29 protein-coding genes are annotated in these 26,708 nt (G+C 66.4%); 9 read left to right on the top strand and 20 right to left on the bottom strand.

The annotated features are described in order from the left end of the window. Window position 1: 1 nt before the first annotated feature. Window positions 2–1,426, bottom strand: a complete 1,425-nt coding sequence (dacB, locus tag FPZ24_RS15015) for a D-alanyl-D-alanine carboxypeptidase/D-alanyl-D-alanine endopeptidase (protein WP_146573325.1) — start codon at window positions 1,424–1,426, stop codon at window positions 2–4. A gap of 53 nt (window positions 1,427–1,479) precedes the next feature. Here dacB and FPZ24_RS15010 point away from each other — a divergent pair, with 53 nt between their 5' ends. Continuing rightward, a complete protein-coding gene (locus FPZ24_RS15010) occupies window positions 1,480–3,330 on the top strand; it encodes an amidohydrolase family protein (RefSeq protein WP_146573323.1) in 1,851 nt (616 codons plus the stop codon). Here FPZ24_RS15010 and FPZ24_RS15005 read toward each other — a convergent pair. The 18 genes from FPZ24_RS15005 to FPZ24_RS14925 form a co-directional block, all read right to left on the bottom strand. Further along, a complete protein-coding gene (locus tag FPZ24_RS15005) occupies window positions 3,327–3,758 on the bottom strand; it encodes a globin (RefSeq protein WP_146573320.1) in 432 nt (143 codons plus the stop codon). The genes FPZ24_RS15010 and FPZ24_RS15005 overlap by 4 nt on opposite strands. After that, a complete protein-coding gene (locus FPZ24_RS15000; protein ID WP_338061660.1) occupies window positions 3,755–4,996 on the bottom strand; it encodes a dicarboxylate/amino acid:cation symporter in 1,242 nt (413 codons plus the stop codon). Before FPZ24_RS15000 ends, FPZ24_RS15005 begins: the two co-directional genes overlap by 4 nt. Before the next feature lie 103 nt (window positions 4,997–5,099). Further along, the gene (locus FPZ24_RS14995) at window positions 5,100–6,662 is read right to left on the bottom strand and encodes an N-acyl-D-amino-acid deacylase family protein (protein ID WP_146573316.1); all 1,563 of its coding nucleotides are present in this window, start codon (window positions 6,660–6,662) and stop codon (window positions 5,100–5,102) included. Between the two features lie 32 nt (window positions 6,663–6,694). Next, on the bottom strand, window positions 6,695–7,840 hold the full coding sequence (locus FPZ24_RS14990) for a serine hydrolase domain-containing protein (RefSeq protein ID WP_146573314.1): 1,146 nt from the start codon (window positions 7,838–7,840) through the stop codon (window positions 6,695–6,697). Between the two features lie 103 nt (window positions 7,841–7,943). Then, window positions 7,944–8,846, bottom strand: a complete 903-nt coding sequence (locus FPZ24_RS14985) for a flagellar motor protein MotB (RefSeq protein WP_146573312.1) — start codon at window positions 8,844–8,846, stop codon at window positions 7,944–7,946. 3 nt (window positions 8,847–8,849) lie between these two features. Further along, a complete protein-coding gene (gene motA / locus FPZ24_RS14980; protein WP_146573310.1) occupies window positions 8,850–9,713 on the bottom strand; it encodes a flagellar motor stator protein MotA in 864 nt (287 codons plus the stop codon). Between the two features lie 146 nt (window positions 9,714–9,859). Further along, window positions 9,860–10,753 (bottom strand): flagellar hook-associated protein FlgL, encoded by an 894-nt coding sequence (gene flgL, locus FPZ24_RS14975; protein WP_146573308.1) that lies wholly within the window; start codon window positions 10,751–10,753, stop codon window positions 9,860–9,862. Between the two features lie 5 nt (window positions 10,754–10,758). After that, the gene (gene flgK, locus FPZ24_RS14970) at window positions 10,759–12,108 is read right to left on the bottom strand and encodes a flagellar hook-associated protein FlgK (protein WP_146573306.1); all 1,350 of its coding nucleotides are present in this window, start codon (window positions 12,106–12,108) and stop codon (window positions 10,759–10,761) included. Continuing rightward, on the bottom strand, window positions 12,105–12,452 hold the full coding sequence (locus FPZ24_RS14965) for a rod-binding protein (protein ID WP_146573304.1): 348 nt from the start codon (window positions 12,450–12,452) through the stop codon (window positions 12,105–12,107). Before FPZ24_RS14965 ends, flgK begins: the two co-directional genes overlap by 4 nt. Beyond that, window positions 12,449–13,543, bottom strand: a complete 1,095-nt coding sequence (locus tag FPZ24_RS14960) for a flagellar basal body P-ring protein FlgI (RefSeq protein WP_146573302.1) — start codon at window positions 13,541–13,543, stop codon at window positions 12,449–12,451. Before FPZ24_RS14960 ends, FPZ24_RS14965 begins: the two co-directional genes overlap by 4 nt. A 79-nt stretch (window positions 13,544–13,622) precedes the next feature. Beyond that, entirely contained in the window at window positions 13,623–14,312 is a 690-nt protein-coding gene (locus FPZ24_RS14955; protein WP_146573300.1) for a flagellar basal body L-ring protein FlgH, read from the bottom strand. Beyond that, complete coding sequence (gene flgG / locus FPZ24_RS14950) at window positions 14,312–15,100, bottom strand: flagellar basal-body rod protein FlgG (protein ID WP_146573298.1); 789 nt, start codon at window positions 15,098–15,100, stop codon at window positions 14,312–14,314. Before flgG ends, FPZ24_RS14955 begins: the two co-directional genes overlap by 1 nt. Before the next feature lie 13 nt (window positions 15,101–15,113). Continuing rightward, entirely contained in the window at window positions 15,114–15,215 is a 102-nt protein-coding gene (locus FPZ24_RS17990) for a flagellar basal body rod C-terminal domain-containing protein (RefSeq protein WP_420853409.1), read from the bottom strand. A 50-nt stretch (window positions 15,216–15,265) separates the two neighbouring features. After that, entirely contained in the window at window positions 15,266–15,814 is a 549-nt protein-coding gene (locus tag FPZ24_RS14945; protein WP_420853367.1) for a flagellar hook-basal body complex protein, read from the bottom strand. Window positions 15,815–15,885: 71 nt separating this feature from the next. Further along, window positions 15,886–17,154, bottom strand: coding sequence for a flagellar hook protein FlgE (locus FPZ24_RS14940; RefSeq protein WP_146573296.1), 1,269 nt, complete (start codon window positions 17,152–17,154; stop codon window positions 15,886–15,888). 27 nt (window positions 17,155–17,181) lie between these two features. Then, window positions 17,182–17,865 carry a flagellar hook assembly protein FlgD gene (locus FPZ24_RS14935; RefSeq protein WP_146573294.1) on the bottom strand — a complete coding sequence of 228 codons (684 nt, stop codon included), beginning with the start codon at window positions 17,863–17,865 and terminating at the stop codon, window positions 17,182–17,184. A gap of 3 nt (window positions 17,866–17,868) precedes the next feature. Further along, on the bottom strand, window positions 17,869–18,279 hold the full coding sequence (flgC, locus tag FPZ24_RS14930) for a flagellar basal body rod protein FlgC (protein WP_146573292.1): 411 nt from the start codon (window positions 18,277–18,279) through the stop codon (window positions 17,869–17,871). Window positions 18,280–18,282: 3 nt separating this feature from the next. Further along, window positions 18,283–18,630 carry a flagellar basal body rod protein FlgB gene (locus FPZ24_RS14925; protein WP_146573290.1) on the bottom strand — a complete coding sequence of 116 codons (348 nt, stop codon included), beginning with the start codon at window positions 18,628–18,630 and terminating at the stop codon, window positions 18,283–18,285. 271 nt (window positions 18,631–18,901) lie between these two features. Here FPZ24_RS14925 and FPZ24_RS14920 point away from each other — a divergent pair, with 271 nt between their 5' ends. The 8 genes from FPZ24_RS14920 (at window position 18,902) to FPZ24_RS14885 (ending at window position 25,094) form a co-directional block, all read left to right on the top strand. After that, window positions 18,902–19,567: a motility protein A gene (locus tag FPZ24_RS14920; RefSeq protein ID WP_146573288.1), complete on the top strand. Its 666-nt coding sequence runs from the start codon at window positions 18,902–18,904 to the stop codon at window positions 19,565–19,567. Further along, a complete protein-coding gene (locus tag FPZ24_RS14915; RefSeq protein ID WP_240047502.1) occupies window positions 19,564–20,079 on the top strand; it encodes an OmpA family protein in 516 nt (171 codons plus the stop codon). The genes FPZ24_RS14920 and FPZ24_RS14915 overlap by 4 nt, the downstream gene beginning before the upstream one ends. Then, a complete protein-coding gene (locus FPZ24_RS14910; protein ID WP_146573286.1) occupies window positions 20,076–20,606 on the top strand; it encodes a flagella basal body P-ring formation protein FlgA in 531 nt (176 codons plus the stop codon). Before FPZ24_RS14915 ends, FPZ24_RS14910 begins: the two co-directional genes overlap by 4 nt. A 62-nt stretch (window positions 20,607–20,668) precedes the next feature. Then, window positions 20,669–20,962 (top strand): flagellar biosynthesis anti-sigma factor FlgM, encoded by a 294-nt coding sequence (gene flgM, locus FPZ24_RS14905; protein WP_146573284.1) that lies wholly within the window; start codon window positions 20,669–20,671, stop codon window positions 20,960–20,962. Then, window positions 20,949–21,263, top strand: a complete 315-nt coding sequence (locus FPZ24_RS14900; protein WP_146573282.1) for a flagellar protein FlgN — start codon at window positions 20,949–20,951, stop codon at window positions 21,261–21,263. The genes flgM and FPZ24_RS14900 overlap by 14 nt, the downstream gene beginning before the upstream one ends. Window positions 21,264–21,322: 59 nt before the next feature. After that, window positions 21,323–22,285 carry a lytic transglycosylase domain-containing protein gene (locus FPZ24_RS14895; RefSeq protein WP_146573280.1) on the top strand — a complete coding sequence of 321 codons (963 nt, stop codon included), beginning with the start codon at window positions 21,323–21,325 and terminating at the stop codon, window positions 22,283–22,285. A 77-nt stretch (window positions 22,286–22,362) separates the two neighbouring features. Next, entirely contained in the window at window positions 22,363–24,354 is a 1,992-nt protein-coding gene (gene flhA, locus FPZ24_RS14890; protein ID WP_240047712.1) for a flagellar biosynthesis protein FlhA, read from the top strand. Continuing rightward, window positions 24,351–25,094: a sigma-70 family RNA polymerase sigma factor gene (locus tag FPZ24_RS14885; protein WP_146573278.1), complete on the top strand. Its 744-nt coding sequence runs from the start codon at window positions 24,351–24,353 to the stop codon at window positions 25,092–25,094. Before flhA ends, FPZ24_RS14885 begins: the two co-directional genes overlap by 4 nt. Window positions 25,095–25,229: 135 nt before the next feature. On the opposite strand, the gene FPZ24_RS14880 is transcribed toward FPZ24_RS14885, so the two are convergent. Further along, window positions 25,230–26,660, bottom strand: coding sequence for a GH1 family beta-glucosidase (locus FPZ24_RS14880; protein ID WP_146573276.1), 1,431 nt, complete (start codon window positions 26,658–26,660; stop codon window positions 25,230–25,232). Window positions 26,661–26,708 lie beyond the last annotated feature (48 nt).

Raw genomic sequence — 26,708 nt, 5'->3', positions numbered from 1 at the left:
TCTAGTTCGCCGCCGCGATCAGGACCAGTGCCGCGTCCATCGCCTTGATCGCGCTGGTCCCGTCGGGAATGTCGTTGGCATAGACCGAGAATGTTAAAGTTCGGCCACTCGCGGCGATCATATAGCCCGACAGCGCCGACGTGGCGTTGAGGCTGCCGGTCTTGGCGAACAGCTTCTTGTCGAGGATTGTCCCGGCAAAGCGCCGTGCCAACGTGCCGTCGACCCCGCCGACCGGCAGGCTGGCGCGCCACGCCGCGCCCCAGGGCTGCGCGGCGACCCAGCGCAGCAGGCCGACCGATGCGCGCGGGGCGACGCGGTTGTAGCTGGACATGCCCGACCCGTCGGAAAAGTCGAACGCCGTGCGCGCGACGCCTGCCTTGGCGAGCATCGTGCGGACCGCGACCTGCCCGTCGGCGATCGATCCGGTGCCGTTGACCAGCGCGACGCGCCGCAGGAACAGATCGGCATGCAGGTTCTGGCTGACCTTGTTGGTCAGCACGACGTCGTCGGCGAGCGGCGGCGGGATGAGCTTCGCCAGCACCGGTTCGGCGGGCGGTCGAGCGGGCAGCGCGGCACCGCGGATCGCGGGATCGTCGGCGGCGGTCAGCACGCGGTGGCGGACGTCGATCTTGCCGGTCACCTTCACGCCGCGCACCTTGAGCATTTCGCCTAGGCGCCATGCGGCGTAGCGTGCCGGATCGTCGATCCCGACGCGTAGTTGCTCGGGCTTGGCGTCGGCGCCGATCGTCCCCGTCAGCCGCAATACGTAGCCGTTGGGGTCGCGGTCGAAACCGATGTCGCTCTTCGCGCCCGGCACGACAGTGACGCGATTATCGACGCTGTAGTACGCCGGCAGTGTCGCCTTGCCGTCCGTTCCAACCGTCACGGGCAGCTCGTTATCGTCGAGCGTCAGCGCGGAGATCCCGGTCCCCGAGCGTGTCGGGATGTTGTTCCAGCTCATCCCCGGACCCCAACGCTGGTCGGGAAACAGCGTGTCGTCGCCGATGATGTTGCCGACTACCTTCGTCTTCGTCGCGATCGCGTCGGCCAGTGTCGCCAGACAATCGACCGCACAATCGTCGGCGCTCGACAGCCGCGCGTCGCCATTGCCGATCAGCACGACGTCGCGCCCTTCCAGCCGCACCGCCGCACCACCGGTCGTGTCGGGACCGGTCATGTCGGGCAACGTCGCATAGGCCGCCGCGGTCGTGTACATCTTGGTGTTCGAGGCGGGGATGAACCGTTGGTCGGGGTTGATTACGATCACCTCGCGGCCCTGCTCGTCGACCACCAGCAGACCGAACCGCGTACCCGCCGCGGCTTGCGCCAGCGCCGCATCGACGCGCCCGCGCAGCCCTGCATCCTGTGCTGGCGCCGGCATCGCGGCGACGAGCGCCAGGACAGCGGTGAATGCCCCCTTCAACATAGGAAGCCAGCCTAAGGGTTGCGCACGGCGGCGCAAGTCGTGAAAATGTACGCGTGAGCCTGCTCCGCCGCCTTGCCACGATCCTGGCCGTCGCGCTGGGGATGAGCGCCGCGTCGGCGGAAGTGCCGCGCGCGACTCTGATTCATAATGCCCGGGTGTTCGACGGCACCGGCGCGCCCGCCACGGTCGAGGACGTGCTGATCGAGGGCGATCGGATCGTCGCGGTCGGCCGCAACCTGAAGCGTCCCCATGCCACGCGCGTGATCGATGCGCGCGGGATGACGCTGATCCCCGGGCTGCACGATCTCCACACGCATCTGCGCGCGCCGGCGTTCGACGCGCCCGACGATCTCGGCAAGGCCTATGCCGCCTATCTGCTGGCGGGCGTGACGACGGTGAACGATTATTCGCTGTCGGGCGAGATGCTCGCGCCGATCCGCGAGATGATCAAACCGGGCGGGATTGCGGCGCCGCGGATCGAGATGGCGGTACGGATCGGCGTGCCGGGCGGGCACGGCACCGAATTCGGCTGGGGCGATTTCTTCACACTGCAGGTCTCGACCCCGCGCTCCGCGCACCTCGCGATGAGGAAGGCGCTGGCGTACAAGCCCGACGTCATCAAGGTGTTCGCCGACGGCTGGCGCTATGGGCGCGACCCCGACCTCAACAGCATCAACGAGGATACGCTGGCGGCGATCGTCGCCGATGCGCACGCCGCGGGGATTCCGGTCATCACCCACACCGTGACGCTGGCCCAGGCCAAGATCGCGGCGAAGGCGGGAGTCGATTCGGTCGGCCACGGCGTCGGCGATGCGCCGATCGACGACGAGCTGATCGGGCTGATGAAGAAGAACGGTACGGCATATATCGCGACGCTCGCGACCTACGAGCCGCAGGAAAATCGCACCTTCCTGCCGGGCGAATGGGCGAGCCTCCGCCCCCCGGAACGGGCGCGCGAAGAAGCGCGGATGGCGAAGCCGCTCGAGCCGATCGAGGCCTATGACAGCAAGCGTTGGGCGATCATGCGGGGCAATATCCGCGCCCTGAAAGCAGCGGGGGTGCGGATCGGGATCGGCACCGATGCCGGGATTGGCGGGACCTATCACGGCAGCTCGACGATCCGCGAAATCCGCATGCTGACCGAACTCGGCTTCACCCCGGCCGAGGCGTTGGTCGCAGCGACGAGCACCAGTGCGGGGATCATCGGCACGGACAAGCAGGAAGGGACGATCAAGCCCGGGATGCGTGCCGACATCGTGCTGATCGCGGGCAAGCCCGATCAGAACATCGCAGACCTCTACAACGTCCGCCACGTCTGGGTCGGCGGGCGCGAACAGGATCTGATCGCCTTGCGCAAGCTCGTCGATGGCGCCGCGCCGACGCCGATGCCGGTCGCGAAGATGGCCGGGCCGATCGACACCGGTGCGCGGAACGACGGACGCACCGATCTGAACACGCTGCCGGTCGAAAGCACCGAGAGTGGTACCGATCATAGCGACCTGCTCTACGTCCGCCCGACCGATCCGCGCGTCGGCAAGAAACTGATGATCGTGGCGCGGATGGGTGCGCGGGCCAAGCCCTACGCGCAACTGCTCGTGCCGCTGACGCCCGGCGGGATCACGCTGGCCGACGCGAGCGATTTCACCGGCGTCGCGTTCGATGCGCGCGGGCAGGGGCAGTACAGCCTGTCGTTCGACAATTACGGTCGCCAGCAGGACGACTGGTTTGGCGCTGAGTTCACCGCCGACGAGACCGTCCGCGAAGTGCGCGTGCCGTTTGCGATGTTGAAGGGCGAAGGGGCGTTCGACCCCAAGACGCTACGCGCGTTGCTGCTACGGCTGAAGGCCGAGCCGGGCGGCAATGCCTGGCTCGAGATCGGCAACCTGCGCTTCTACAAGAACTAGGGATAGGCGAGCGGCGCTGCGGTCCATTCGGTCTGCGCGCGGGCGATCATGTCTTTCAATGTGGCTGCCTGACGCCGCCATGCCGCGTCGGTCTTCTCGTCCCAGGCATCGACGATCGTCTCGCCCAATGCGTCGATCGCGAGGTCGATGAACACGGCATATTCTTCATGGGTCAGATGACCGTAGTTGCGATGGTTGAACACCAGTTCAGCGACCTGGCTCCAGACCCATTTCCTCTCGCTCGCCAGCCCGAGCATCCATTGCAGCGTCTCATCGGTCATCCGCACCGACGTGGCGTCTATGGCGAGGAAGATCGCGCGCCGATCGGGGAAACGCGCGAAGAAACGCTCGAACAGGCGCTCGCGCATCGCCGCCTCCTGGCCGTCGAGCGCGAGCAGGCTGGCTTCGATCAGCGCGGCGTCGGTCACTCGCGCGGCGTGCCGCGATAGACCGCCTCGTCCAGCTGCCCCTCCCACCGTGCGACCGTCGTCGCGACGGTCAGGTTCGCGCAGGCGCTCGGCACCGTCCGCGTCATGTCGAGCAGGCGGTCGAAGGGGAGGACGAAGCCGACCACCAAAGCGGTCTGTTCGGGCGCGACGCCGACCGCCGACAGTACGGCGGCGAGCATGAACAATGAGGCGGAGGGTACCGGCGCCGTCCCGAACGCGGCGAGCGCGCCGGTCAACAGCACGGTGGCATAGACTTGCGGAGTCAACGGCACGCCGAACGCCTGCAGCGCGAACATGGCGAGCAGCCCGACATACATCGCCGTGCCGTCCTTGCCGATGCTCGCGCCCAAGGGGAGCACGGTCGAATAGACGGGCCGCGCCACGCCCAGATTGTCGCCCGCGACGCGCATCGCGACCGGCAAGGTCGCGCCGCTCGACGCGGTCGAGAAAGCGACGACCAGCGCGTCGATGATCCCGCGGAAGAACGGCAATACCGGCAGTTTCGCGACGAAGCGCAGGATCAGACTGTGGACTACCGCCATCTGGATCAGCGATCCCGCGATCACCGCGAGCGCGAGCCAGCCGACATGGACGAACACGTTCGCGCCGTTCGCGGCCACCGCGACCCAGATCAATGCGAACACCCCGAACGGCGTCGCCTCCATCACGATCCCGACGACGCGGAGCAGGACGGCGGACACCGACTGGAGCAGGCTCGCGAACGGCTTGCCCGCCTCGCCGGTCAGCACCACGCCGACCCCGAACAGGATGGCGACGAAGATCAAGGCGAGCATGTCGCCCTTCGCCAGCGCATCCATGATGTTGAGCGGGACGATGCCGATCAACTGCTCATAGGGCGTGACCGCCGCGCCTAATGCGTGCGGCGCGGCGGTGCCGAGTGGGGCGCCGACGCCGGGCCGGATCAGGCTCGCGACGATCATCCCGACCGACACGCCGATCGCGGTGGTCGCGGCGAACAAACCGATCGTGCGTGCGCCCAGGCTGCCGAGTTGCTTCGGATCGGCGAGGCTGGTGATCCCGGCGGCGATCGTGACGAGGACGATCGGGGCGACCAGCATTCGGATCGCGCGAACGAACAGGTCGCCGATGAACTGGACGTACGGCGCGCCAGTGGGCCAGGCGAAGGCCAGGATGACACCGATGACGAGCCCCGCGACCACGCGCTGCCACAGCGGTATGGCGAACCAGCGGCGCATCATACTTCGTCACCCCGGACTTGATCCGGGATCCCGCTGATTTCCATCACCGCCAGAAAGCGGGACCCCGGCTCGAGGCCGGGGTGACGATAAGGATTTGAGATCAAGGACACGTACCCCTGGTCGGGACATGCGGCAGCGCGCGCCCAGCCGCCTTGCCGGTCAGCGCACCCTTGTCGACCGCGACCACGCCGTTGACCACGACCGTGCGGACGCCGGCAGCGGGAAGCGTGGCCTGCTCGTAGGTCGCGCGCGCGGCGTAGGTCTTGGGATCGAACACGACGACGTCGGCGAAATTGCCCGTCTTCAGTTCGCCGCGCCCGGCCAGCCCGAACCATTTCGCGGTCACGCTCGACGATCGCTCGATGAAGTCGCGCAAGGATATGACCTTATCCGCCACCACATATTTCGCGTATTTGCGCGCGAACGTCCCCCACACGCGCGGGTGGCCGCCTGACGCGTCGCTGTCGGTCATCACCCAAGGCTGCCGCATGAACGCGGCGATGTCGGCCTCGCTCATGTTGAAGCTGACCGTCGCGGAGTCGTGCACGCGAATCAGCGCGATCGCGGCGCTGATCGGGTCGGTCTTCATCGCCGTCGCGATCTGGCTGAGATATTTGCCGCGATACTGTCCCTCGGTGACGAGGAGGGTCGCCGGACCGCCGCGTTTGCGCATGTTCTCGGTCATGTCGGCGCGGAGCTTGGTCTGGAGCGCGGGCGTGTCGAAGCGTTTGATCAGCGCCGCGGTCCCGCCGTCCTGCGCCCAGAGCGGGACAAGGCTGGCGACCAGGCTCGTCCCCGATGCGCTCCACGGATATTGGCTCGCGGTGATGTTCACGCCCGCCGCCCGCGCGGCGTCGATCTTGGCGATGATAGCGGGCGCCTGGCCCTGCACATCGACGCCCAGCGCCTTGATGTGACTGACATGGACCGGCATGCCGGTCGCCCGCCCGATCGCGATGATCTCGTCGATCGCCGCCGCTAGGCCGACCGTGTAGCTCGACTCGTCGCGGATATGGCTGTCGTAATAGCCGCCGCGCTTTGCCGCCTCCGCCGACAACGCGATCACTTCGTCGGTTTTGGAAAAGCTCTGCGGCGCGTAGAACAGGCCGGTCGACAGCCCGATCGCCCCTTCGCACATGCCCTTGGCGACCAGCGCCTTTTCGCGGTCGAGCTCGGCGGGTGTCGGCGCCCGGTTGGCGCTGCCGATCACCGCCTCGCGGATCGTACCGAACCCGACATAGGTAACGAAATTGAGTCCGACCGGCTTGGTCGCCGGGCTCGCCAGCACCTTCGCGACGTCGGTCGATCCGCCGCCGTCATTGCCGATGAACGCCGTCGTCACGCCTTGCAGCAGAAAAGCCGGAATCAGCCGCGTCTGCGGATCGGCCGAGGCGAGCCAGGGGCCGGCATGCGTGTGCGGATCGATGAAGCCGGGTGCGACGATCATGCCCTTCGCGTCGATCGTGCGGGTCGCCGCGGTCGTCAGGTTCGGGCCGACCGCGACAATCCTGTCGTCCTTGATCGCGACGTCGCCGGTGAACGGCGCGGCGTCACCGGTATAGACGGTGCCGCCGCGGATGATCAGGTCGGCGACGGGCGCGGGCGCCGCGCCGATCGAACAACCCGCCAGCAACGTGGCGATCAGGGCAGCGCCAAGCTTCATTTTCACGATCCTTTCTGCGCGATGGGTCAGCGTCAAGGTCGCGCCAGATTCTCTTCGGTCAGCGTATAGGCCGATTTGGTGCCGGGCTCGTTGGGCACGTCCGTCGCGAAATAGGCGACGCCGACCCCGCGGGCCGGATCGACGAACAGCCCGGACTTGAGGCCGTAGGCATCGCCGAGATGGCCGAAGCGTGGACGTGAGTCGCGGAACGGATCGTCGCGGCATCCCTTGGTGGGATTGGCGGTGGTGATCACGCCAAGGCCATAGCTGCACGCCCAGCCCGCACCGATATCGCCATTCGCGCCATCGTAATTCCAGGCCGGCGTGGTCATCATTTTCACCGACGCCGGGGTCAGCAACCGTACCCCATCGACCTTGCCGCCGAGCATTAGCAGCCGTCCGATCTTGGCGAGATCGGGCATCGAGATATGCAGCCCGCTCTGCGGCGCGAACGTAGCGCCGTTGCGGCCCGCGACCCAGCGCGACAGGTCGCAATTGCCGTCGCTCGCGGGGGTGACGGGGCAGGCGGGGCGCTTGCCGTGATTGTCGTCGCGCGTGACGACGCCGGCGCGATAGAGGACGACCCCTTTTGCGATCGTGGCGTCGTCGCACGTGTCCCACTGATAGCAGGCTTTGAGCTTCAGCGGCTTGATGACGAGGCGATCCATCAACCGATCGAACCGCTCTCCCGTCGCGCGCTCCATCACCGCGGCGATCACGGGGAAATTGAAATTGACGTAGCGAAAGTATGTGCCGGGGGCGTGCTCGGCGTCCCAGGCCTTGGGGTCAGCCAGCACCTTCCGCATGTCGCCGTCGAGCGGCAGGACATAGTCGATCGTGTCGGTCAGGCTGGAGCGGTGCGACAGCAGCAGCCGAAGTGTGATCGGCGTGTCGGGGAAGGCAGGATTGCGGAACGTGTAACCGAGATATCTGGAGACGTCGGCATCGAGGTTGAGCTTGCCCGCCTCGACCAGCCGCATCACCCCGATCGCGGTGACGAGCTTTGAGATCGAGGCGATCCGCACCACACTGTCGGGGGTAACCGCGCGGTTGGCGGCGGCGTCGGCTAGGCCTTCGTTGGTGACCGAGGTGACACCGTTCTTGTCGAAGGTGACGCGAACCGTCGCGGCGGGTTGCGCGGCGGCGGCAGCGGCGGCCAGCAGGAGGAGAGGGGTCATGGCGGGAGGTTAGGCCAACGTCATCCCAGCGCAAGCTGGGATCTCAGGCAAGGGGCGCGATGCGGCTCTAGACCCCAGCTTTCGCTGGGGTGACGGTAACCGGTTATTGCTTGAACGACCCCGCGCGCCACAGGAGCGTGATCGACACGCGGCGGTTGCGCGGGTCGGTCGGGTCGTTCTCGATCATCGGCTCGCGATCGGCCACACCTTCGATGCGGTAGAAGCGCGTTTCCGGCGTGCCACCCGCCGCCAACCGGCGACGCGTCGCCTCGGCGCGCCCCGACGATAGCATCCAATTGTTCATGTTGAGCGGGTTGCCGTAGCCCAGGCTATCGGTGTGGCCGCGGATCATGATCGGGTTCTGCGTGCCCTTGATGGTCTGCGCGATCAGCCCGATCAGTTTGTCCGCTTCCGGCACCAACTGCGTCGTACCGAGCGCGAACATCGAATAATCGGCGTCGTCGACCAGGTCGATGCGCAAGCCGTCCTGCGTCTGGACGAAGCGGATGTGGCTCGCCAGTCGCTTCATCGGCTGGGCCTGCATCGCCGACATCAGCGTGCGCTTCATTGCCGCGAAATTCTTGGCGTCCTCGGCCGCGGTCGCCTGGTTCTTGAGCGAGCCCTTGTCGCCCGACCCCTCCTTGTTGCCGCCGGTCGCACCGATCGGAATCGTCATCGATCGCGTGCCGGTCTGCGCGGCGCGGTTGGGGTAGTGATCCTTGTCGGTGATCGACGAGCCGCCGAAGATACCGTTCGACCCTGCGCTGTTCTGCTTCAACTCGACGAGCGTCGGCGCGAAGTAATCGGCGATCGACTTGCGCTGCTTTTCGGTCGTCGCGCCCAGGATCCACAGCAGCAGAAAGAACGCCATCATCGCGGTCACGAAGTCGGCGTACGCAACTTTCCACGCGCCGCCGTGATGGCCGCCGTGACCCTCGATATAGATCTTCTTGACGATGATCTTCGGGGGTTGGTTGTTGCCGTGTGGAGCGCGCGCCGCCGCCATGACTTAGCGTCCGCGGAGACCGTCGAAGACTTCGGCGAAGCCCGGCTGGTTCGAATGCGCGATGCCCGAACGGGCCGCTTCGATCACCAGCGGCTGCGGGTGACCGTGCAGCGAGGCGATGATGATCTGCTTGACGACGTGATAGATCGCGCCGTCGGCGTCGATCACCTGCTTCAGGCGATTGGCGAGCGGGCCGACGATGCCGTAGGCCAGCAACACGCCCAGGAACGTGCCGACCAGCGCCGAGCCGATCATCGCACCGAGGATGCTTGGCGGCTTGTCGATCGAGCCCATCGTCTTCACGACGCCCAACACCGCCGCGACGATGCCGAGCGCGGGGAGCGCGTCGCCGAGCGACTGCAACGTGCCCTGCGGGCCTTCGACTTCGTGGTGGTGCGTCTTGATCGCGTTATCCATCACTTCCTCGACCGCGTGCACGTCGAGCGTGCCCGACGAGACGACGACGAGGCGCAGCGTGTCGGCGATCAGGTTGATCAGTGTATGGTCCGCGAGCAATCGGGGATATTCGGCGAAAACGGTCGAGGATTTGGGATCCTCGACATGCGGTTCGAGCGCGATCGGCCCGTCCATCCGCAGCATCTTCATCAGCTTCGACACCAGGAAGATGACGTCGAGATAATCCTGCTTTTTGTATTTCGGGCCCTTCAGCACCTTCATCACGCCGCCGCCGAGCGCCTTCAGCTCCTTGCCGGAGTTACCGATGACCAACGCCCCAATCGCGGCGCCGCCGATGATCAGCATTTCGTGCGGAATCGCCTCCAGCACCGGTCCCAGCGCGCCGCCTGTGAAGACGAACCCGCCGAAAACCATGCCGAGCAAAATGATGAGGCCGATTGCCGGAAACATTAGTGCTGAAAATCCCCTATATTCCGCGGCCTGCGCCGGTGTGACCCGGTCCGGTACAGAGTTAGTCGGGTTTGGTGATCAATCGGTTAACCGTAGGGAATTTTAGGGTGCAAATTGGCACCGGGTCGGCGCTAACCGACGAAAATTCACCGCATGTAGTCGAACAGCGACAGGCCCGCGAGCTTGGTGAAGCTGGCTTGTGCGGCCGACAGGATCGTCATCGTCTTTTGCAGATCGGTGATCGCTTGGGTCGGATCGACGTCTTCGATCGACGATCGCGTGATCTCGCGGTCGGTGGCGTTCGCCGCCATCCGGGTCGATTCGATATCGACGCGCTGCGACCGCGCGCCGAGCGCGCCTTGCACGCCCGCGACTTGGTTGTTCGACGCGGTCAATTTGTCGCCGGTCGCGCCGGCAAGCGTGCTGACGTCACCGGTGCCGCGCAGCGCTGCGGACAGCGCCGAAATGTCGGACAGGATGTTGCCGCCGCCCGAATCGACGAACAGGCGGGATGCCGCGTCGCCCGGCGCGGCGCTCGACGAATCGCCGATCGGGATCGTCGTCGGGCCGGACGTGGCGAAGGTGAAGGTGCCGTTCGAATTGGCGGTGACCGCCGGCGAATCGCCCGAGGCGAAGATCGCGGCGCCGCGCGAATCCTTGGCGTTGGCGAGATCGACCAATCCCTTGACGATCGAATCGAGTTCGTCGGCGATGATCGACCGGTCGCTCGGCGACAAGGTGCCGCTGTTCGCCTTGATCGCCAGCTCCTTGGCGCGCTGGATGTCGTCGGTCATCGACTTCAGCGTGGTGTCGGCCTGGCTTAGTGCCGACTGCACGATCGTGATGTTGCCGCCATAGGCCTGGTCGTTGCTGCCGTCGCGGACCAGCCCCTGCAGCCGGCGATACCCGACCGCGTCGTCGGACGGCGCGTTGAGCTTCTTCCCCGTCGAAATCTGCGTCTGCAGGATATCGGCGGTCGATGTCAGCGCGTGGAGGTTGCGCTGGTTCGACGTGTAGAATTGCTGGGTGCTGATCTGCATGGCGCTTACCGGATGTCGATGATGGTCTGGATGGTGTCGCGCGCGACCTGGATCACGCGGCTGGTCGCGGCATAGGCTTGCTGGAAGCGCATCAGATCGACCGCTTCGGTATCGAGATCGACCCCCGACAGCGCGTCGCGCGACGATACGGCGTTGTCGCGGATCGTCTGCTGCGCGTCGGCGACCGACTTGCGCTGCGCCAGCGCCGAGGCGTTGGTCGTGGTCATGTCGACCACCTTGCTTTCGTAGCCGCCGCTGGTGCGGATCGCCGCGAACGCCGCGAGGTTGGTGTTGTCGCGCTGGCCGCCGCCGACCGCGGCGGCGGCGATGCCGCGCGGATCGGTGAGCGTGGCCGACACCTGGGCGGTACCCGCCGACGTATCGATCGCGAACATGTTGGCGCCGGCATTGTTGTCGAGGTCGCGGCCGCCCGATTGAACGGTGTTGACGTCCTTGACGAAATTCAGCGCGATACCCTGCAGCTGCTGGCGGGCGTCGGCGATCCGTTGCGCGCCGTCCATGATTCCGGCCAGCGCGCCGCCGGTCGGCGACATGACTTGCTGGGTGACGCCGGTCAGCACGCTGAACGACATCGTGCCGCTCGCGTTGCGCGCATACCCCACGGTCGCGTTGAAATTGCCGTCGACCAGCAACGGCCCGCCGCTGCCCCCGACATTGACCGACGCGCGGCCGGCATTGTCGTAGCTGACATGCACGTCGGTCAGCGCGCTCATCGCCTCGAGCGTCTGGTCGCGCTGGTCCATCAGCGCGGCGTTGCCGGCGGTGCCGGGCGCAGCGCGGCCGAGCCCCTGGTTGATCCGCGCGAGCGTCGCCGCCAGCGAATTGAGCGACGACACGGTATCGCGCGTCGTGGTGTCGAGATCGGTCGCGACGCGATCGAGCGATGCGCCCGTCTCGCTGAACGCACTGGCGACGCCGTTGGCCGATTCGAGCATCGCGGATCGTGCGGCGGTCGAGGTCGGGTCGCCGGCGAGCGTCGTCGCCGAGGTGAAGAAGCTCGACAGCCGCGTGCTGAGCACGCTGCTGCTGAGCGAGGTTTCGATGCGGTCGAGCCAGCCAACGCTGGTCGCGGTCTTGCCGAGGTCGGACCCCGACGACAGCACCTCGGCCATCTTGAACATGTCGCCGGCGCGCTGGACGCCGATGACCGCGGCGCCTTCGCCGCTGCCGATCGCCTGCGCGCTGATGCCGCCGATCGAGGCGACTTCCTTGATGTTGGTCGTGCGCCGCGTGTAGCCGGCGGTGCCGGCGTTCGCGATGTTTTCGGAAACGGTGTTCAGCGCGACCTGATAGGCGCGCAGTCCGCTCGCGCCGATCGCCAGCATATCGCTCATGGCGTGGTGCTCCCGCTAGGGTCGGCCGCGACCGGGGTTTTGAGCGCGGCCTGGCTGCGCGCGAGGAAATCGGTCATCGCCTTACCGATGCCGATCGGCTGGTGCGCGGCCATGCTCTCGGCGACGTTCTTGTCCTGCATGTCGCGGAACGTGTCCGAATTCTTCGAATCGAACAGCCCGTCGCCCAGCTTCGCCTGGCGCATCGATTTGAGCATCAGACCGATAAACACCGACTCGAACTTCTCGCCCGCCTTCTTGAGGTTGGCGGACGAGGCGAGGCGGCTCGTATCGGTCGAAATGCCGGTGGTCGGCGTTGCCGCCGACGTTGAGGGTAGGTCGGTCATAGGATGATCAACTCCGCCTTCAGCGCGCCGGCTTCCTTCAGCGCTTCGAGGATCGCGACGAGGTCCGATGGCGAGGCGCCGATCGCGTTCACCGCCTTGACGATGTCGGCGAGCTTCGGGCCCGGCGCGAGCAGGAACATCGGCTTCTTCTCTTCATCGACCTGGACGCCCGATTTCTGTTCGTTGGCGGTCGTGCCGTTCGAGAACGGGGCGGGCTGAACGACGGTCTGCTTCTCGTCGATGCGGACCGTCAGCTTGCCGTGCGTGACCGCGGCCGGCCCGACGCGGACCGCCGAATTGATCACGACGGTGCCGGTGCGCGCGTTGACGATCACCTTGGCCGGCGGCTCGGCCGACACGACGTCGAGGTTCTCGATCGCGGACATGATGGTCGCGCGGGTGTCGGCGCCGGCCGGCGCGTTGACGCGGATCGACACCCCATCGACCGCCTCCGCCACGCCGGCGCCGAAACGCGTGTTGATCGCCGAAGCGACGTTCTGCGCGGTGGTGAAGTCCGACCGCGCAAGGTTGAAGGTGAGGTTGGGCGTGCTTTCGAACCCGGTCGCGACCGCGCGTTCGACGGTCGCCCCTTCGGGGATACGGCCGGTCGAGGGCACGTTGACCACGACCTGCGATCCGTCCTTGCCTTCGATGCCGAGACCGCCGACCGCGAGGTTACCCTGCGCCATCGCATAGATCTGGCCGTCGGCGCCCATCAGCGGCGTCATGATCAGCGCACCGCCGCGCAACGACTTGGCCTTGCCCATCGACGCGACGGTGATGTCGATCCGCTGGCCCGGCTTGGCGAAGGCGGGCAGCTCGGCGGTGATCAGCACCACCGCGGCGTTCTTCAGGCCCGGGTTGATGTTCGCCGGCAGGTTGAGGCCGAAGCGCGAGGCGACGGCCTTCATCGACTGAATGGTGTATTCCAGATTGTCGTCGCCCGTCCCCGCCAGGCCGACGACGATGCCGTAGCCGGTCAGCTGGTTGGATCGAATGCCCTGAAAGCTGCCCAGGTCCTTGATGCGGTCGGCATGCGCCGGGACCGCGACCAGAACGGCAAGGAGAGCAAGGAGCGAACGGAACAACATGACATGCCTTTCAACGGCCGGTTAGGCGGTTACTTTGCATCAAAGGAAGTTAAGACCGTGCTAACCATAAGGCGCGGCCCTAGAACGGGCTGATCACCGAGAAGAAGCGGCTGAGCCAACCTTGGCGGCCTGCACGCGCGACGTCGCCCTTGCCGGTGTAGGAAATCTTGGCGTCGGCGACGCGGGTCGACAGCACGCGGTTGTCGGCACTGATGTCGGCGACGCGGACGACGCCCTTGATCTGGACGAATTCGTCGCCGCGGTTGAGCGTGACGCGCTTCTGCCCCTGCACCAGCATCGTGCCGTTCGGATAGACTTCGACCACGGTGACCGAGACTTCGCCCGACAGCGAGTTCGACTGGTCGGCCGTCCCCTTGCCGTTGAAGTTGCGGTTGCCGCTGGCGCCGATATCGGTCGGCTTGAACAGGTTGAGCGGGCCGGTCGACGGCGGCGTGATGCCGAACCCGCCGCCCGAATCGAGCTTCGACGACGAGGATTTCGACGCCGACATGTTCTCGACCAGCACTATCGTCAGCGGATCGCCGACGCGGCGCGCGCGCGTACCTTCGTACAGCGCGGCATAGCCTTCCTGCGGCTGGAAGATGCTGCCGTTCGCGGGTGCCGGCGGCACGGCGCGGGGCGGCGGCGGCGCGGAGAAATCCTCCTTCGCCTTCTTCTTGCCGAAGATGCCCGCCTGCGCGGGCGAAGCCGAACCGATGACGAGTGCGGCGAGCGCCGTCGTTGCGACGATGGTGGTGAGGTTGCGCATCACAGATTCTGGTTCACATATTTGAGCATGTCGTCGGTGGCCGAGATCATCTTCGAATTGACCTCGTACGCGCGCTGGCATTCGATCATGTCGACCAGCTCCTCGACGACGTTGACGTTGGATGCTTCAAGCATCCCCTGGCGGATCGTGCCGCGACCGTCCTCACCCGGCACGCCCAGATTGGCGGCGCCCGACGCGGCGGTTTCGGTCAGATAGTTGTCGCCTTTCGACTGCAGCCCGCCCGCATTCGCGAAGGTCGCGATCTGGATCTGGCCGAGCGTCGAGGGTTCGGTCTGCCCCGCGACGGTCGCCGACACGGTGCCGTCGGTGCCGACGGTGATCGCTGTCGTGCCTTCGGGAACGGTGATCCCCGGCTGCACCTGATACCCCTCGTTGGTCACGAGCAGGCCTTCGGGGCTTCGCGAGAAATTGCCCGAGCGGGTATAGCCGAGCTGACCGCCCGGCATCTGGATCTGGAAATAGCCGTCGCCGTCCAGCGCCATGTCGAGGCTGTTGCCGGTGGTCTGCATCGACCCCTGCGTGTCCATCCGCGCGGTACCCTGGATGCGCACGCCGGTGCCGAGGTTGAGGCCCGTCGCATATTTGGTTTCGCTCGACGACGACGCGCCGGCGGCGGTCACCGTCTGATACGACAAGGTCGCGAACGACGCGCGGTCCTTCTTGAACCCCGTCGTGTTGACGTTGGCCAGGTTATTCGAGATCACTCGCATCCGCATGTCCTGGGCGTCGAGCCCCGTGCGGGCGATATGCATCGCTGCGCTACCCATCTCTTCTTACTCCTTAGCTCGGCATGCGCATCACGGATGCGCCGCTTTCGTCCATGTCCTTGGCGGACTTGATCAGGTTGGCCTGTACTTCGTAGCCGCGCTGGTTCTCGATCATGTCGACCAGCGACTGCGTCATGTTGACGTTCGACTGTTCCAGCATCCCGCTCATGCAGGTCGCTTCCTCGTCACCCGGCAGCACACCGCCGCCCTTGACGTGGACCAGATTGTCGAGACCCTTGACCGTCGCCGATCCCTTGGGGCTGACGAACTTGATGCGGTCGATGATCTGCGGGTTCTTGGCGTCGCCGCCTTGCGGAATGATCGACAGCGTGCCGTCGGCCGCGATCGAGATCGACGACGACGGCGGCACGGTGATGGGTGCCCCCCGGACCCCATCACCGGGAAACCGTCGCCGGTTTCCAGTACGCCACTCGCCGAAACGTTCAGGTCGCCGCGGCGCGAATAGGCTTCGCTGCCGTCTGCCGCCTGGACCGCCATCCACTGGTCGCCAGGGATCGCGATGTCGAGGCTGCGCCCGGTCGAGATCATCGCGCCGGCCGAGCGGTCGAAATCCTTGACGTCTTCCGAGGTCGGCTGGCGGCTGTCGAAGCCGTCGCCCTTCAGCAGCAGTGCGTCGAAATCGACCCGCTCGGCGCGGTAACCGATCGTCGACGCGTTCGCCATGTTGTTGGCGATGACGGCCTGCGCCGCCATCCGCGCCTTCAACCCCGACGCCGCCGTGTAGATCAGCCTGTCCATTCAGCGTTCCCCCGCCGCAACCGTCATCAGGTGCGGATGTTGAAGATGGTTTCGGAGATCTGGCTCGCGGTATCGAGCGCCTTGGCATTCGCCTGGAAGTTGCGCTGCGCCGCGATCAGGTTGACCAGCTCCTCGGTGATATCGACGTTCGAACGTTCGATCGTCGACGACATCAGGTTGCCGAACCCGTCGACGCCGGCCGAGCCGAGCTGCGGCTGGCCCGACAGACCCGTCGCCGCCCAGGTCGAATCGCCGAGCTGGCGCAGACCCGCCGGATCGATGAAGTTCGCCAGCACGACCTTGCCCAACGTCTGGACGTCGCCGTTCGAGAAGCTCGCCTTGACCAGGCCGTCGCCGTCGACGGTGACGCCTTCGATCTGGCCGACCGCCTTGCCGTTCTGCGTGCGCGACGAGATGTTGAACGGCTGCGCCTGCTGGCTGGTCGCGTTGCCGAAGTTGAACGCCGCGGTCTGCGCGCTCGGCGAACCGGCGGGCGTGAACGGGTCGAACGTGGTCGCGGTCGTCGGCGCGGTCAGCGTGCCCGACGAATCGAACGTCAGGTTGATCTTGTTGCTGCCGCCCGCCGTCAGCGGCACGTCGCCGACATAGTTATAGGCTTCCCAGGTCGAATTGACGCCGGTGCCGGTCGATGCCGACGTGCGTTTGAAGTACGTCGTCAGCGTCTGCGGATTGCCGTTATTGTCGTAGATCGTCGTCGAGGTGGACTGGTTGTAGCTCGACGGGTCGAAGCGATCGAACGTCGCGGTCGTCGGGATCGGACCCGCCGACGGCAGGTTGACCGTCATGTTGATCTGGCTGGTCGGCACCGCGGTGCCGCTGGTGGCGGGCAAACGCAGGCTCTGCGTCTGGTCGATGCCGGTCGCGACGACCGCGCCGGACCCGTCGACCGGATAGACCTGCAGGTAATTGCCCTGTGCGTCGGTGACGTAGCGATCCTGGTTGACCGCGAAGCCGCCGTTACGCGTGAAGTTGACCTTCGAACCGTCGAGCTGCGGCTTGATCGCGAAGAAACCGTCACCGGAGATCGCGAGATCGAGGCTCGACGACGACTGGATCAGGTTACCCTGGCCGAACTGCTGGCGGTTGGCTTTCACCGTTACGCCCGACCCGACCATCTTGGTCGGCGAGACGCTGACGCTCGATGCGATGACGTCGGCGAATTCGGTGCGGCTCTTCTTGAAGCCGTTGGTCGCGACGTTGGCGAGGTTGTGCGAGATGGTGTTCATCTCGGACTGCGAGGCCTGGAGACCCGAAAGCGAGGTGTAGAAGGACATGGTGCGTTACTCCGAGGGGGTTCTGGATCAGCCGACCTGGCGGACGGACGAAATGGCGATGGCGCCGAGCCCGGCGACGTTGAGCTTGGGGTTGCCGCTGGAGATGTCGGTCACCGAGGTGACCGGCGCCCAGACCAGCGGAGTGGTCGTGACGGCCTTGCCGCCGTTGGTCGCGGTGGCGATGACCTTGAACGGACCGTTGCCGGCGGGCTGACCGTTGTCGGTCGTGCCGTCCCAGTCGAATTCCGCGGTACCCTTGGCGGTCTGGCCGAGGTTGAGCGTCTTCAGGGTCGCGCCGTTGGCGTCCTGTATCGTCACCGACAGGTCGGTCGCGTCGTCGCCCAACTCCACCGCGCCGGCGATGCCGCCGGTGGTCCGCGCGAACGCGGTGCTGCCTTCGGTCAGGACGGTCTTGCCGACATACGACATCGCGTCGCTGGTCGATGTGCCGGTCAACTTGGCGGCGATCGTCTTCAGCGTCGACGACATCTCGGTGATGCCCGACAGCGACGAGAACTGCGCCATCTGGGCGACCATCTGGGTGTTGTCGACCGGGTTGAACGGATCCTGGTTCTGCAACTGCGCGGTCATCAGCTTCAGGAAATCGGCCTGGCCTAGCGTCTGCGCGCCCGGCGCGGAGACAGTGGGGGTCGTGGTCCCGGTACGCTGAATGCCGAGATTGGCGAGCGTGGTGTCGAAGGTGGAGGTCATGACTTATTTCCCGAGCTTGAGCGTATCGACGATCAGTGATTTCGCGGTCTGCATGACCTCGACATTGTTCTGGTACCCGCGCGCGGTCTCCATCATGTCTACGAGCTCGCGCGTTTCATCGACGTTCGATTCCCAGACGTTGCCGTCCTTGTCGGCCATCGGATTGGCGGGGTCGTAGCGCTTGGTCGGCTCGCTCCCGGCGGTGACGATGTTCTCGACATCGACCGTGGCCATGCCGCTCGCCTTGTCGAAGCTGGTGCGGAACACCGGCTTGATCGTGCGGTATGCGGTGTCGGCCGAGTTCGAGACCGAGCCGACATTGGCCAGGTTCGACGCGGTCGTGTTCATGCGCACGAGCTGCGCACTCATCGCGCGGCCCGATACGGCAAAGATGGAAAGCGGCTGGTCGGACATTGCTTATTCTCCCCTCAGCGCGCGGGTGACTTCGTTGATGCGGCCGTTCAGGAACGCCAGCGTCGTCTGATACTGGACGGCATTCTCCGCGAAGGCGGTCTGCTCGGTCGACAGGTCGACGGTGTTGCCGTCGAGGCTGGGCTGCAGCGGCACGCGGTACATCGTGGCGCCGGTGACCGCGCCGTCGATGCTGCCGCCCTGCGCCGAGCGCAGCGCCTTCTGGAAGTCGATGTCCTTGGCCTTGAAGCCCGGCGTCGACGAGTTGGCGATGTTGGAGGCGAGAATACCCATGCGCTGACCGCGCACTTCGAGCGCCGCCCCGTGTATTCCGAACAGACTGTTGTCGGCCATGTGCCGGTCCTCGCGTTAAATCCTGCGCGAGAGTTCAGCAAAGGCCGTGCCAATTGCCGTTGAGAGCAGGTTTTGCCTTCGTAGAGCGGCGAAAGCGGCAAAGGATTGCCGGTTGGCGGCAACGCGATTGCCGGTTTTGCCACTTGCCGTCGCCCCGGCGGAGGCCGGGGCCGCTGGATTTCGAGAGGGCTACCTTAGCAACGCAGCGGCCCCGGCCTGCGCCGGGGCGACGGTGCGAGAAACTGGCCCGCCCCTTGCAGAGCCCTCGCGCATGATCACGCCCGACGCGCTTGGCCCCTATCTCGATCCCGCCGCGATTTTCATCGTCGCCGGCGGTACGCTTGCCGCGACCCTGCTCCGCACCCCGCTCCGCGACGTCGGCCGCGGGATCGCCGCGCTGGCGACGTTGCCGCGGCGGACGCTCGACGCGAGCCCGCTGATCGATCAGGTCGCAGCACTCGGCCGCATCGCCAAGCGCCACGGCGTCCACACGCTCGACCGCTCGGTGATCGCCGATCCCGACGTCGCGGCCGCGATCGCGCGGATCGTCGACGGCGCGACGCCCGCCGACGTGACTCGCCTCCTCGACGAACGCCGACGCGCGCGTATCCTGCGCCACACCGGCGCCGCCGATATGTGGGCGGGCATGGCCGAGGTCGCCCCGGCGATGGGTATGGTCGGTACGCTGATCGGGCTGGTGAAGATGTTCCTGGCGATGCAGGACCCCGCCGCGATCGGTGCGGGGATGGCGGTCGCTCTGCTCGCGACGCTCTACGGCGCATTGATCGCCAATCTGATCGCGATGCCGATCGCCGTCCGCCTGCGCCGCCGTGCGCGCGCCGAGGCGGAGGAGCGGTCGCGCCTGGTCGCGCCGCTCGCCGCGCTTGCCGAATACGGCCAGCCGCGCGGTTCGGTGGTCGCGGTGGCCGCAGCGTGAACGACGCCGATCTGCTCGACGCGCCACCGTCCCGGCCGCTCTGGCTGTGGACGCTCGCCGATCTGGCGTTGCTACTGGTCGGGTTCTTCGTGCTGGTCCAGGCGACCGACCGGCGCGCCCTCGCCAAAGGGCTGCGCGAAGGGTTCGGCGCGACCGCGCCCGACGTGACGCCTGATCCGATCCCGCTCGCCGTCGCGGCGGTTGGCTTCGCGCCGGGATCGGCAAGCATCCAATCGGATGCCGGGCTGATCGACTTCGCGACCGCCAACCTCCGCGACCCGCGCGCGAGCCTGCGCGTGAGCGGCGGCGCGACCGGGGCAGGGGATGTCGACCCCGCGACCGGCAGCGCCGATCTGCTCGCGACCGATCGCGCCCGCGCGGTCACCGCCTATCTGATCGGCCACGGCATCGCCGCCGGCCGCATCACCATCGCTTCCGCCTCGACCGCGGGGCGCACCGCGCTCGTCACCGTCAGCTTTACCGGCGATCCCGCCGTCAGGACCAACCCATGATCCGCTCAATCATCACGCTCGCCGCGATCGTCGCCGCCACGCCGGCCGCCGCGCAGAGTTTCCAGAGCACGACGTTGCTCGACAAGGCCGTCGCCGGCTTCACCGGTCGCGGCATCGGCGAGGATGGCGGCGCGCGCACCGCGATCGACACGCGGCTCAAGCTCGCGACGTGTCCGATGGTCACGATGAACTGGCGGACGCCCGCGCACGACTCGGTCGTCGTGGCGTGCCCGGATCCCGAATGGCGCATCTACGTGCCGATCCGCATCGCCGCGCCCGCGATCGTCGAGCCGTCGCCGCTCGCGCCTACCTCGGCGCCGGTCGCCAAGCCGGTGATCGTCATCAAGCGCGGCGATCCGGTGTCGGTGAGCGCCGGCAGTCCTGGTTTCGCGGTCACTCGCGACGGCGTCGCGGTCAACGATGCCGCCGCCGGTGCGCGTGTGCTGATCAAGGTCACCGACGGCAAACCGCCGATCCAGGCGATTGCGACGGAGCCGGGTAAGGCCATGATTCCGGGCGGCGAATAATTTTTTCTAAATGTTTTAAACAGGCGGTCGTTTGATGGTCCGAGTTAGTAACAAGGTGGACTATGGTCGATCCGATTGGACCGAAGGGCTCGACGCCCAACGACCTCCGTGTCGCTCCCGTCACGCCCGTGGCGGTAGCGCCCAAGGTTGCACCTGTGGTTGTCGCCGACGAGCCACAGCTGTCGCCCGCAACGCAGCTGGCCAGCCAGCTCGCGACGCAGCCGCCGGTGGATACCGAACGCGTCTCGCGCATCAAGCAGGCGATCGCCAACGGTACTTTCCCGATCCTGCCCGCGACGATCGCGGACCGGATGCTCGCGTTGCGCTACGACTGGATGTCCGATGACAAGGCGTGATGGCCTGATCAGCGTCATCGATGCGCTTCACGCCGAAATCGCGGCGATGAAGTCCAACGACGTCGCCGCGCTCGACCGCGCGACCCAAACCAAATTGGTCGCGATCGACGCGCTTGCCGCGATCGACAACGGCCCGCTCGAACCCGGCGTGCGCGAACTCGCCGAAGAAGCGCAGCGCCTGAACGAAACCGCGCGCATCTACGTCAACCTGCTGGCGGCAAACGTCCGCCGCAGGCTGCAAAGTCTTGCCGGTGATGCCGGCGGATATCGCCCCAACGGACTCGCTGCCGCCTACGCGTAAGGGTTTGGCACGGTGCTTGCTGAGTGTGCGCCTGAAGTGGGGCAACCAGCAAGGGGCCGATGGGCGTCGAAGCAATCTCGGGGAATATCGGTAACGTTCGCTCGGCGATCGCGAAAGCGAGCCAAGCGACGGGGATCGATTTCGACTATCTGCTCGGCCAGGCGCAGCTCGAAAGCGGCCTGAACCCGACCGCGCGCGCCGGCACCTCGTCGGCGACGGGCCTTTATCAGTTCATCGACCAGTCATGGCTCGGCGTCATCAAGCAGCATGGCAGTGAGCACGGACTCGATTGGGCATCGAACGCGATCACGCGCTCGGGCGGTCGCTGGGTGGTCAACGACCCCGGCATGAAGAGCGCGATCCTGGGTTTGCGCAACAATCCCGAAGTCTCCGCGACGATGGCGGCCGAATTCGCGTCGGACAACAAGGCGTCGCTCGAAGGCTCGCTGGGCCGCGGCGCGACCGGCACCGATCTCTACATGGCGCATTTCCTGGGTCTGGGCGGGGCACGATCGTTCCTGCGCACGATGCAGGCCAATCCGAATGTGTCGGGTGCGGCGATGTTCCCGGCCGCCGCGCGCGCCAACCGCAGCATCTTCTACGACGCGAGCGGTAATGCCCGCAGTCTCGGCGACATCTACCAGCGCTTCGCCGCCAAGCTCGACAAGGGCGCGGCGAAGGTCGGCGCGGTCGGCTTGGCGTCGGACACGCTCGACGGCAGCGCCGGGCTGACCCCGGCGGTATTCCGCAAGGGCGGCGATTTCGAAACCGCCAAGGCCAATTTCGCCGCGCTCGCCGGCATCACCAATCTCGGCGACGCGACCGTCATCACCGGGTCGGGCGACAGCAACGACAGCGCCGCGGCCTGGGCTAAAGCGGCGCTCGCCCGCGCGACCGGCGCCACCGCCGCCGGGACGACACCGCCCGCGTCCGCCAATTCGGTCAATCTTCTCCGCCCGACGCCCGACACCGCGCGGCTGGCATACATGATGCTCGCAAGCATGGGGGCTAACCGCTCGTGAACTCGCTGAACAAGCTTTTCGGCGGCAACGTCCGCCACGCCGCCCTCCCGCTCGCGATCCTGCTGCTCGTCTGCGTCATGGTGGTGCCGATCCCGGCCGCGATGCTCGACATCTTCTTCGTCGCGAACATCGCGATCAGCCTCGCGGTGCTGATGGTCGCGTTGAACGCGCAGAAGCCGCTCGATTTCTCGGCCTTCCCGACCGTGCTGCTGTTCGCCACGCTGTTCCGCCTCGGCCTCAACGTCGCCTCGACGCGCGTCGTGCTCGTCCACGGGCATGAGGGCGAGAGCGCGGCGGGTCACGTCATCGAAGCGTTCGGCACCTTCCTGATCGGCGGCGATTACGTCGTCGGCATCTTCGTCTTCGCGATCCTGGTGATCATCAACCTGATCGTCGTCACCAAGGGCGCGGGCCGCGTGTCCGAAGTGTCGGCGCGCTTCACCCTCGACGCCTTGCCCGGCAAGCAGATGGCGATCGACGCCGACCTGAACGCCGGCCTGATCACGCCCGAGGAAGCCAAGGCGCGCCGCATCGAAGTATCGACCGAAGCCGACTTCTACGGCTCGATGGACGGTTCGTCGAAGTTCGTGAAGGGCGATGCGGTCGCCGCACTCCTGATCCTGTTCGCCAACATCGTCGGCGGCCTGATCCTCGGCCCGGTGAGCCATGGCATGTCGCTGAGCGACGCCGCGCACAATTACGTTCTGCTCGCGATCGGCGACGCGCTCGTCGCGCAGCTGCCGTCGTTGATGCTGTCGATCGCCGCCGCTGCGATCGTCACGCGCGTCACGTCGAGCCACGATCTGGCCGGCCAGATCGGCAGCCAGTTCGGTGCTGCCCGCACCTGGACCCCGGTCGCCGTCATCCTCGGCATCCTCGGCGTGCTGCCGGGCATGCCGCACTTCGTGTTGCTGTCGGCCGCTGCGATCGCCGGCTTCACCGCCTGGAAGCTCAACCAGATCGCCAAACGCCCGCCGCCCCCCGCGCCCGCCGCGCCGGCGCCCGATCAGTCGAAGATCGGCTGGGAGGAAGTGTCGGACAGCATGCAGATTAATCTCGACATCGGCTACGGTCTGGTGCCGCTGGTCGACGAGCGTCGCGGTGCGCCGCTGATGGGCCGCATCACTGGCGTACGGCGTCAGCTGTCGAAGGAACTCGGCTTCGTCGTGCCCCAAGTGCGCGTGCGCGACGACATCAACCTGGCGCCCTATACCTATCGCATCCTGGTCGGCGGCGTCGTCGTCGGCGAGGATCAGGCTTCGGCCGACGAAATGCTCGCGCTCAACACCGGCGAGGGGTTCGGCGAACTGCAGGGCAAGAAGACCAAGGATCCGACCTTCGGGCTCGAAGCCACCTGGATCGCGCCGGGCGATGCCGATGCCGCGACGGGACAGGGCTATCTGGTAGTCGATTCGGGGACGGTCATGGCGACGCACCTCAACCATCAACTGAGCGCCAATTCGGCCGATCTACTCGGCGCCGACGAAGTCCAGGCGCTGCTCGATGGCCTGAAGGAACGTAGCCCGCAATTGGTCGCCGCCTTGTCGCCGGCGCCGTTGCCGCTGACCACGCTGACGCAAGTGCTCAAGGGCCTGCTCGCCGAGGGCATCCCGCTCAAGGAATTCCGGCGTATCGCGTCCGCCATTGCGGTCGCCGCGCAGAAGACCGTCGATGCCGAGGAAATCATCGAGGCGATCCGCCCCGAACTCGGCGGGCTGATCATCCAGAAGCTCTGCGGCGTCCACGAACCGCTGCGCGTGATGACCTTGGAGGGTCAGCTCGAAGGGCTGCTCGGCCAGGCTGTCCGCTCCGACCCGTCGCGCCGCCACACGATCGAACCCGATCTCGGCCGCCGCATCGTCGAGGCGTTGCAGCACGCCGCGGCGCCTTTGGTCGCCGAAGCCAAGCCGTTCGCGCTCGTCGTCCAGCCCACGATCCGCCAGGCGATCCGCAAGCTGGTCAAGACCTGCCTGCCCGACACGCCGGTCATGTCGTTCTTCGAAGTGCCGGAGGAGAAGGCGGTCGAAGTCGTCGCCGTGATCGGCGCGCCGCAGGCGCTCGCGGCATGAGCGAGGAACCGATGAAGGGGGCGTTCGAAAACGCTCAACCGTTGACCTACGGCCGCGCGCCCGTGCGCGACGTCGAGGCGCTGGTCCGCAAGCACACCCCGCTCGTCCGCCGCATCGCCTGGCACGTCCATGGCTCGATCTCCGGCGTGTGCGAGGTCGAGGATCTCGTCCAGATCGGGCTCGTGGCGTTGGTCGAGGCGATCCACGGCTTCGAGGATCGCGGGCAAGTCACGTTCGAACAATATCTCGCGACGCGGCTGCGCGGCGCGATGATCGACCAGTTGCGCCGTCAGGCGACCCTAACCCGCGGGGCGATGCGCCGCCGCAAGCAATATCAGGAGACCGTCGCCATGCTCACCGTCGGCCGCGTACCCCCGACCGATGCGGCCGTTGCCGCGCATCTGGGCGTGACGATCGAGAAACTGCGCGCCGATTATGCGAGCGCGGAGGCCGTGCGGTTCGATTCGATCGACGACGTCTACACCGACGACGGGCCGTGGTTCATGTCCGACGAGCCCAATGCGTTCGACCAGCTCGCCGAAATCGACCTGCGCGACGCATTGATCGCGGCGATCTCTGCACTGCCCGAACGCGAGGCCCAGGTCATTCAGCTCTACTATGTCGAGGAACTCAACCTCGAGGAGATCGGCGAAGTGATCGGCGTCGGCGCCGCGCGCGTCTGCCAGATCAAGGCGTCCGCGCACGCCCGCCTGAAGAAAGCAATGTCGCGATCCATCTGAAATCCTCCCCCGCCAGGGGGAGGTGTCAGCCTTGGCTGACGGAGGGGGAGGAGGCGACGCACTATCGATGGTGCGCCGTATCCTCCCCCTCCGTCGCTTCGCGCCACCTCCCCCTGGCGGGGGAGGATGAGCATGTCACACTAACGCGTTGCGGCGGATCAGTTCCTTGTACCACTGCGCGCTCAGCTTGGGCGTGCGCTGCTGCGTTTTGAAATCCACGTAATGGATGCCGAACCGCTTGGTATAGCCGTCGGCCCATTCGAAATTGTCCATCAGGCTCCACAGGAAATAGCCGTGGAGCGGATAACCCTCCGCCGTCGCGCGCTGGAACTGGCCGAGATAGTTGCGCAGATACATGATGCGATCGGCATCGTCGTCGCGGCCCTGCGCGTCGAGCACGTCGTCCGCCGAACAGCCGTTTTCGGAAATGTAGAGCGACTTGGGATTCCATAGCTCGCTCGTCAGGCGGACGCCCCAAAAGGCGACTTCAGGACCGACATAGAGCCAGGGCGACGCCATGCGCGGCGATTGCGGCAGGTGCGGCAACGGCGTCCAGCCGCGCGGCACCGACGGATCGGCCTTTACATAAGTCGGCGTGTAGATGTTGAGCGCGACGAAATCGAGCGGCGTGCCGATCGTCGCCATGTCGCCCGCCTGCACCTTCGGCGCGTCCTTGCCCGCGGCGGCCAGATAGCTGTCGATATAGCGGCCCTCCATGATCGCGGTGAGGAACATCGCATTGTCCTCGCGCGTGGCCTTCTTCGCCGCCGCGATATGCTCGGACGTCTCGATCACCGGGACGAAGAAGCTGGTATTGTCGGCGATCCCGACCTGCGTATCGCCTTTGGCATGCGCGCGCACCGCCTGCGCGCCGAGGCCGTGGGCGAGCACGCCATGGTGGCGGACCTGGTTGATCCCGGCTGGCGGCAGCTTCAGGCCCGGTGCATGGATGCCGACCTGATAGCTGAGGTCGGTGAAGCAGCGCAGCTCGTTCACCGTGATGAAGTGCCGCACCCGGTCGGACAGCTTTCCCGCCATGTACCCGGCATAATCGGCAAAGGCATGGGCGGTGTCGCGGTTCTGCCATCCGCCGGGCAGCGCCTGGGGCAGATCCCAGTGGAACAGCGTGACATAGGGCTGGATACCGGCCGCGAGCAGCGCGTCGATCACGCGGTTGTAATAGTCCAACCCCTTCTGGTTGGGCTGGCCGCGGCCGTCGGGGAAGATCCGCGACCAGGCGATCGACATGCGATAGACGCCGACCCCCAGATTCTTGAGCAGCGCGATATCCTCGCGATATCGATGATAGCTGTCGCAGGCGACGTCGCCGGTGTCGCCGTTCGCAACCTTGCCCGGCGTGTGCGAGAAGGTGTCCCAGATCGACGCCCCGCGGCCGTCTTCGTTCACCGCGCCCTCGATCTGGTAGGAAGCGGTCGCGCAACCCCAGCGGAAATCCTTGGGAAAGCTGCGGTCGATGGGTGTGCCGGCGATGGCGTTGGCGGTCGTTGCGACGGATAGACCGGCCCCGGTGGCCAGGCCTGTGCGGACGAAATCCCTACGGTTCACGGCTCACCTCTCCAATTGTGAACGTTCACAATTGACCGTCTATCAGAC

Source organism: Sphingomonas panacisoli, assembly GCF_007859635.1.
In the GTDB taxonomy this organism is placed as follows: domain Bacteria; phylum Pseudomonadota; class Alphaproteobacteria; order Sphingomonadales; family Sphingomonadaceae; genus Sphingomonas; species Sphingomonas panacisoli.
Note: the sequence above shows the minus strand (reverse complement) of the source record. Positions and strands in the feature narration are given on the sequence as shown.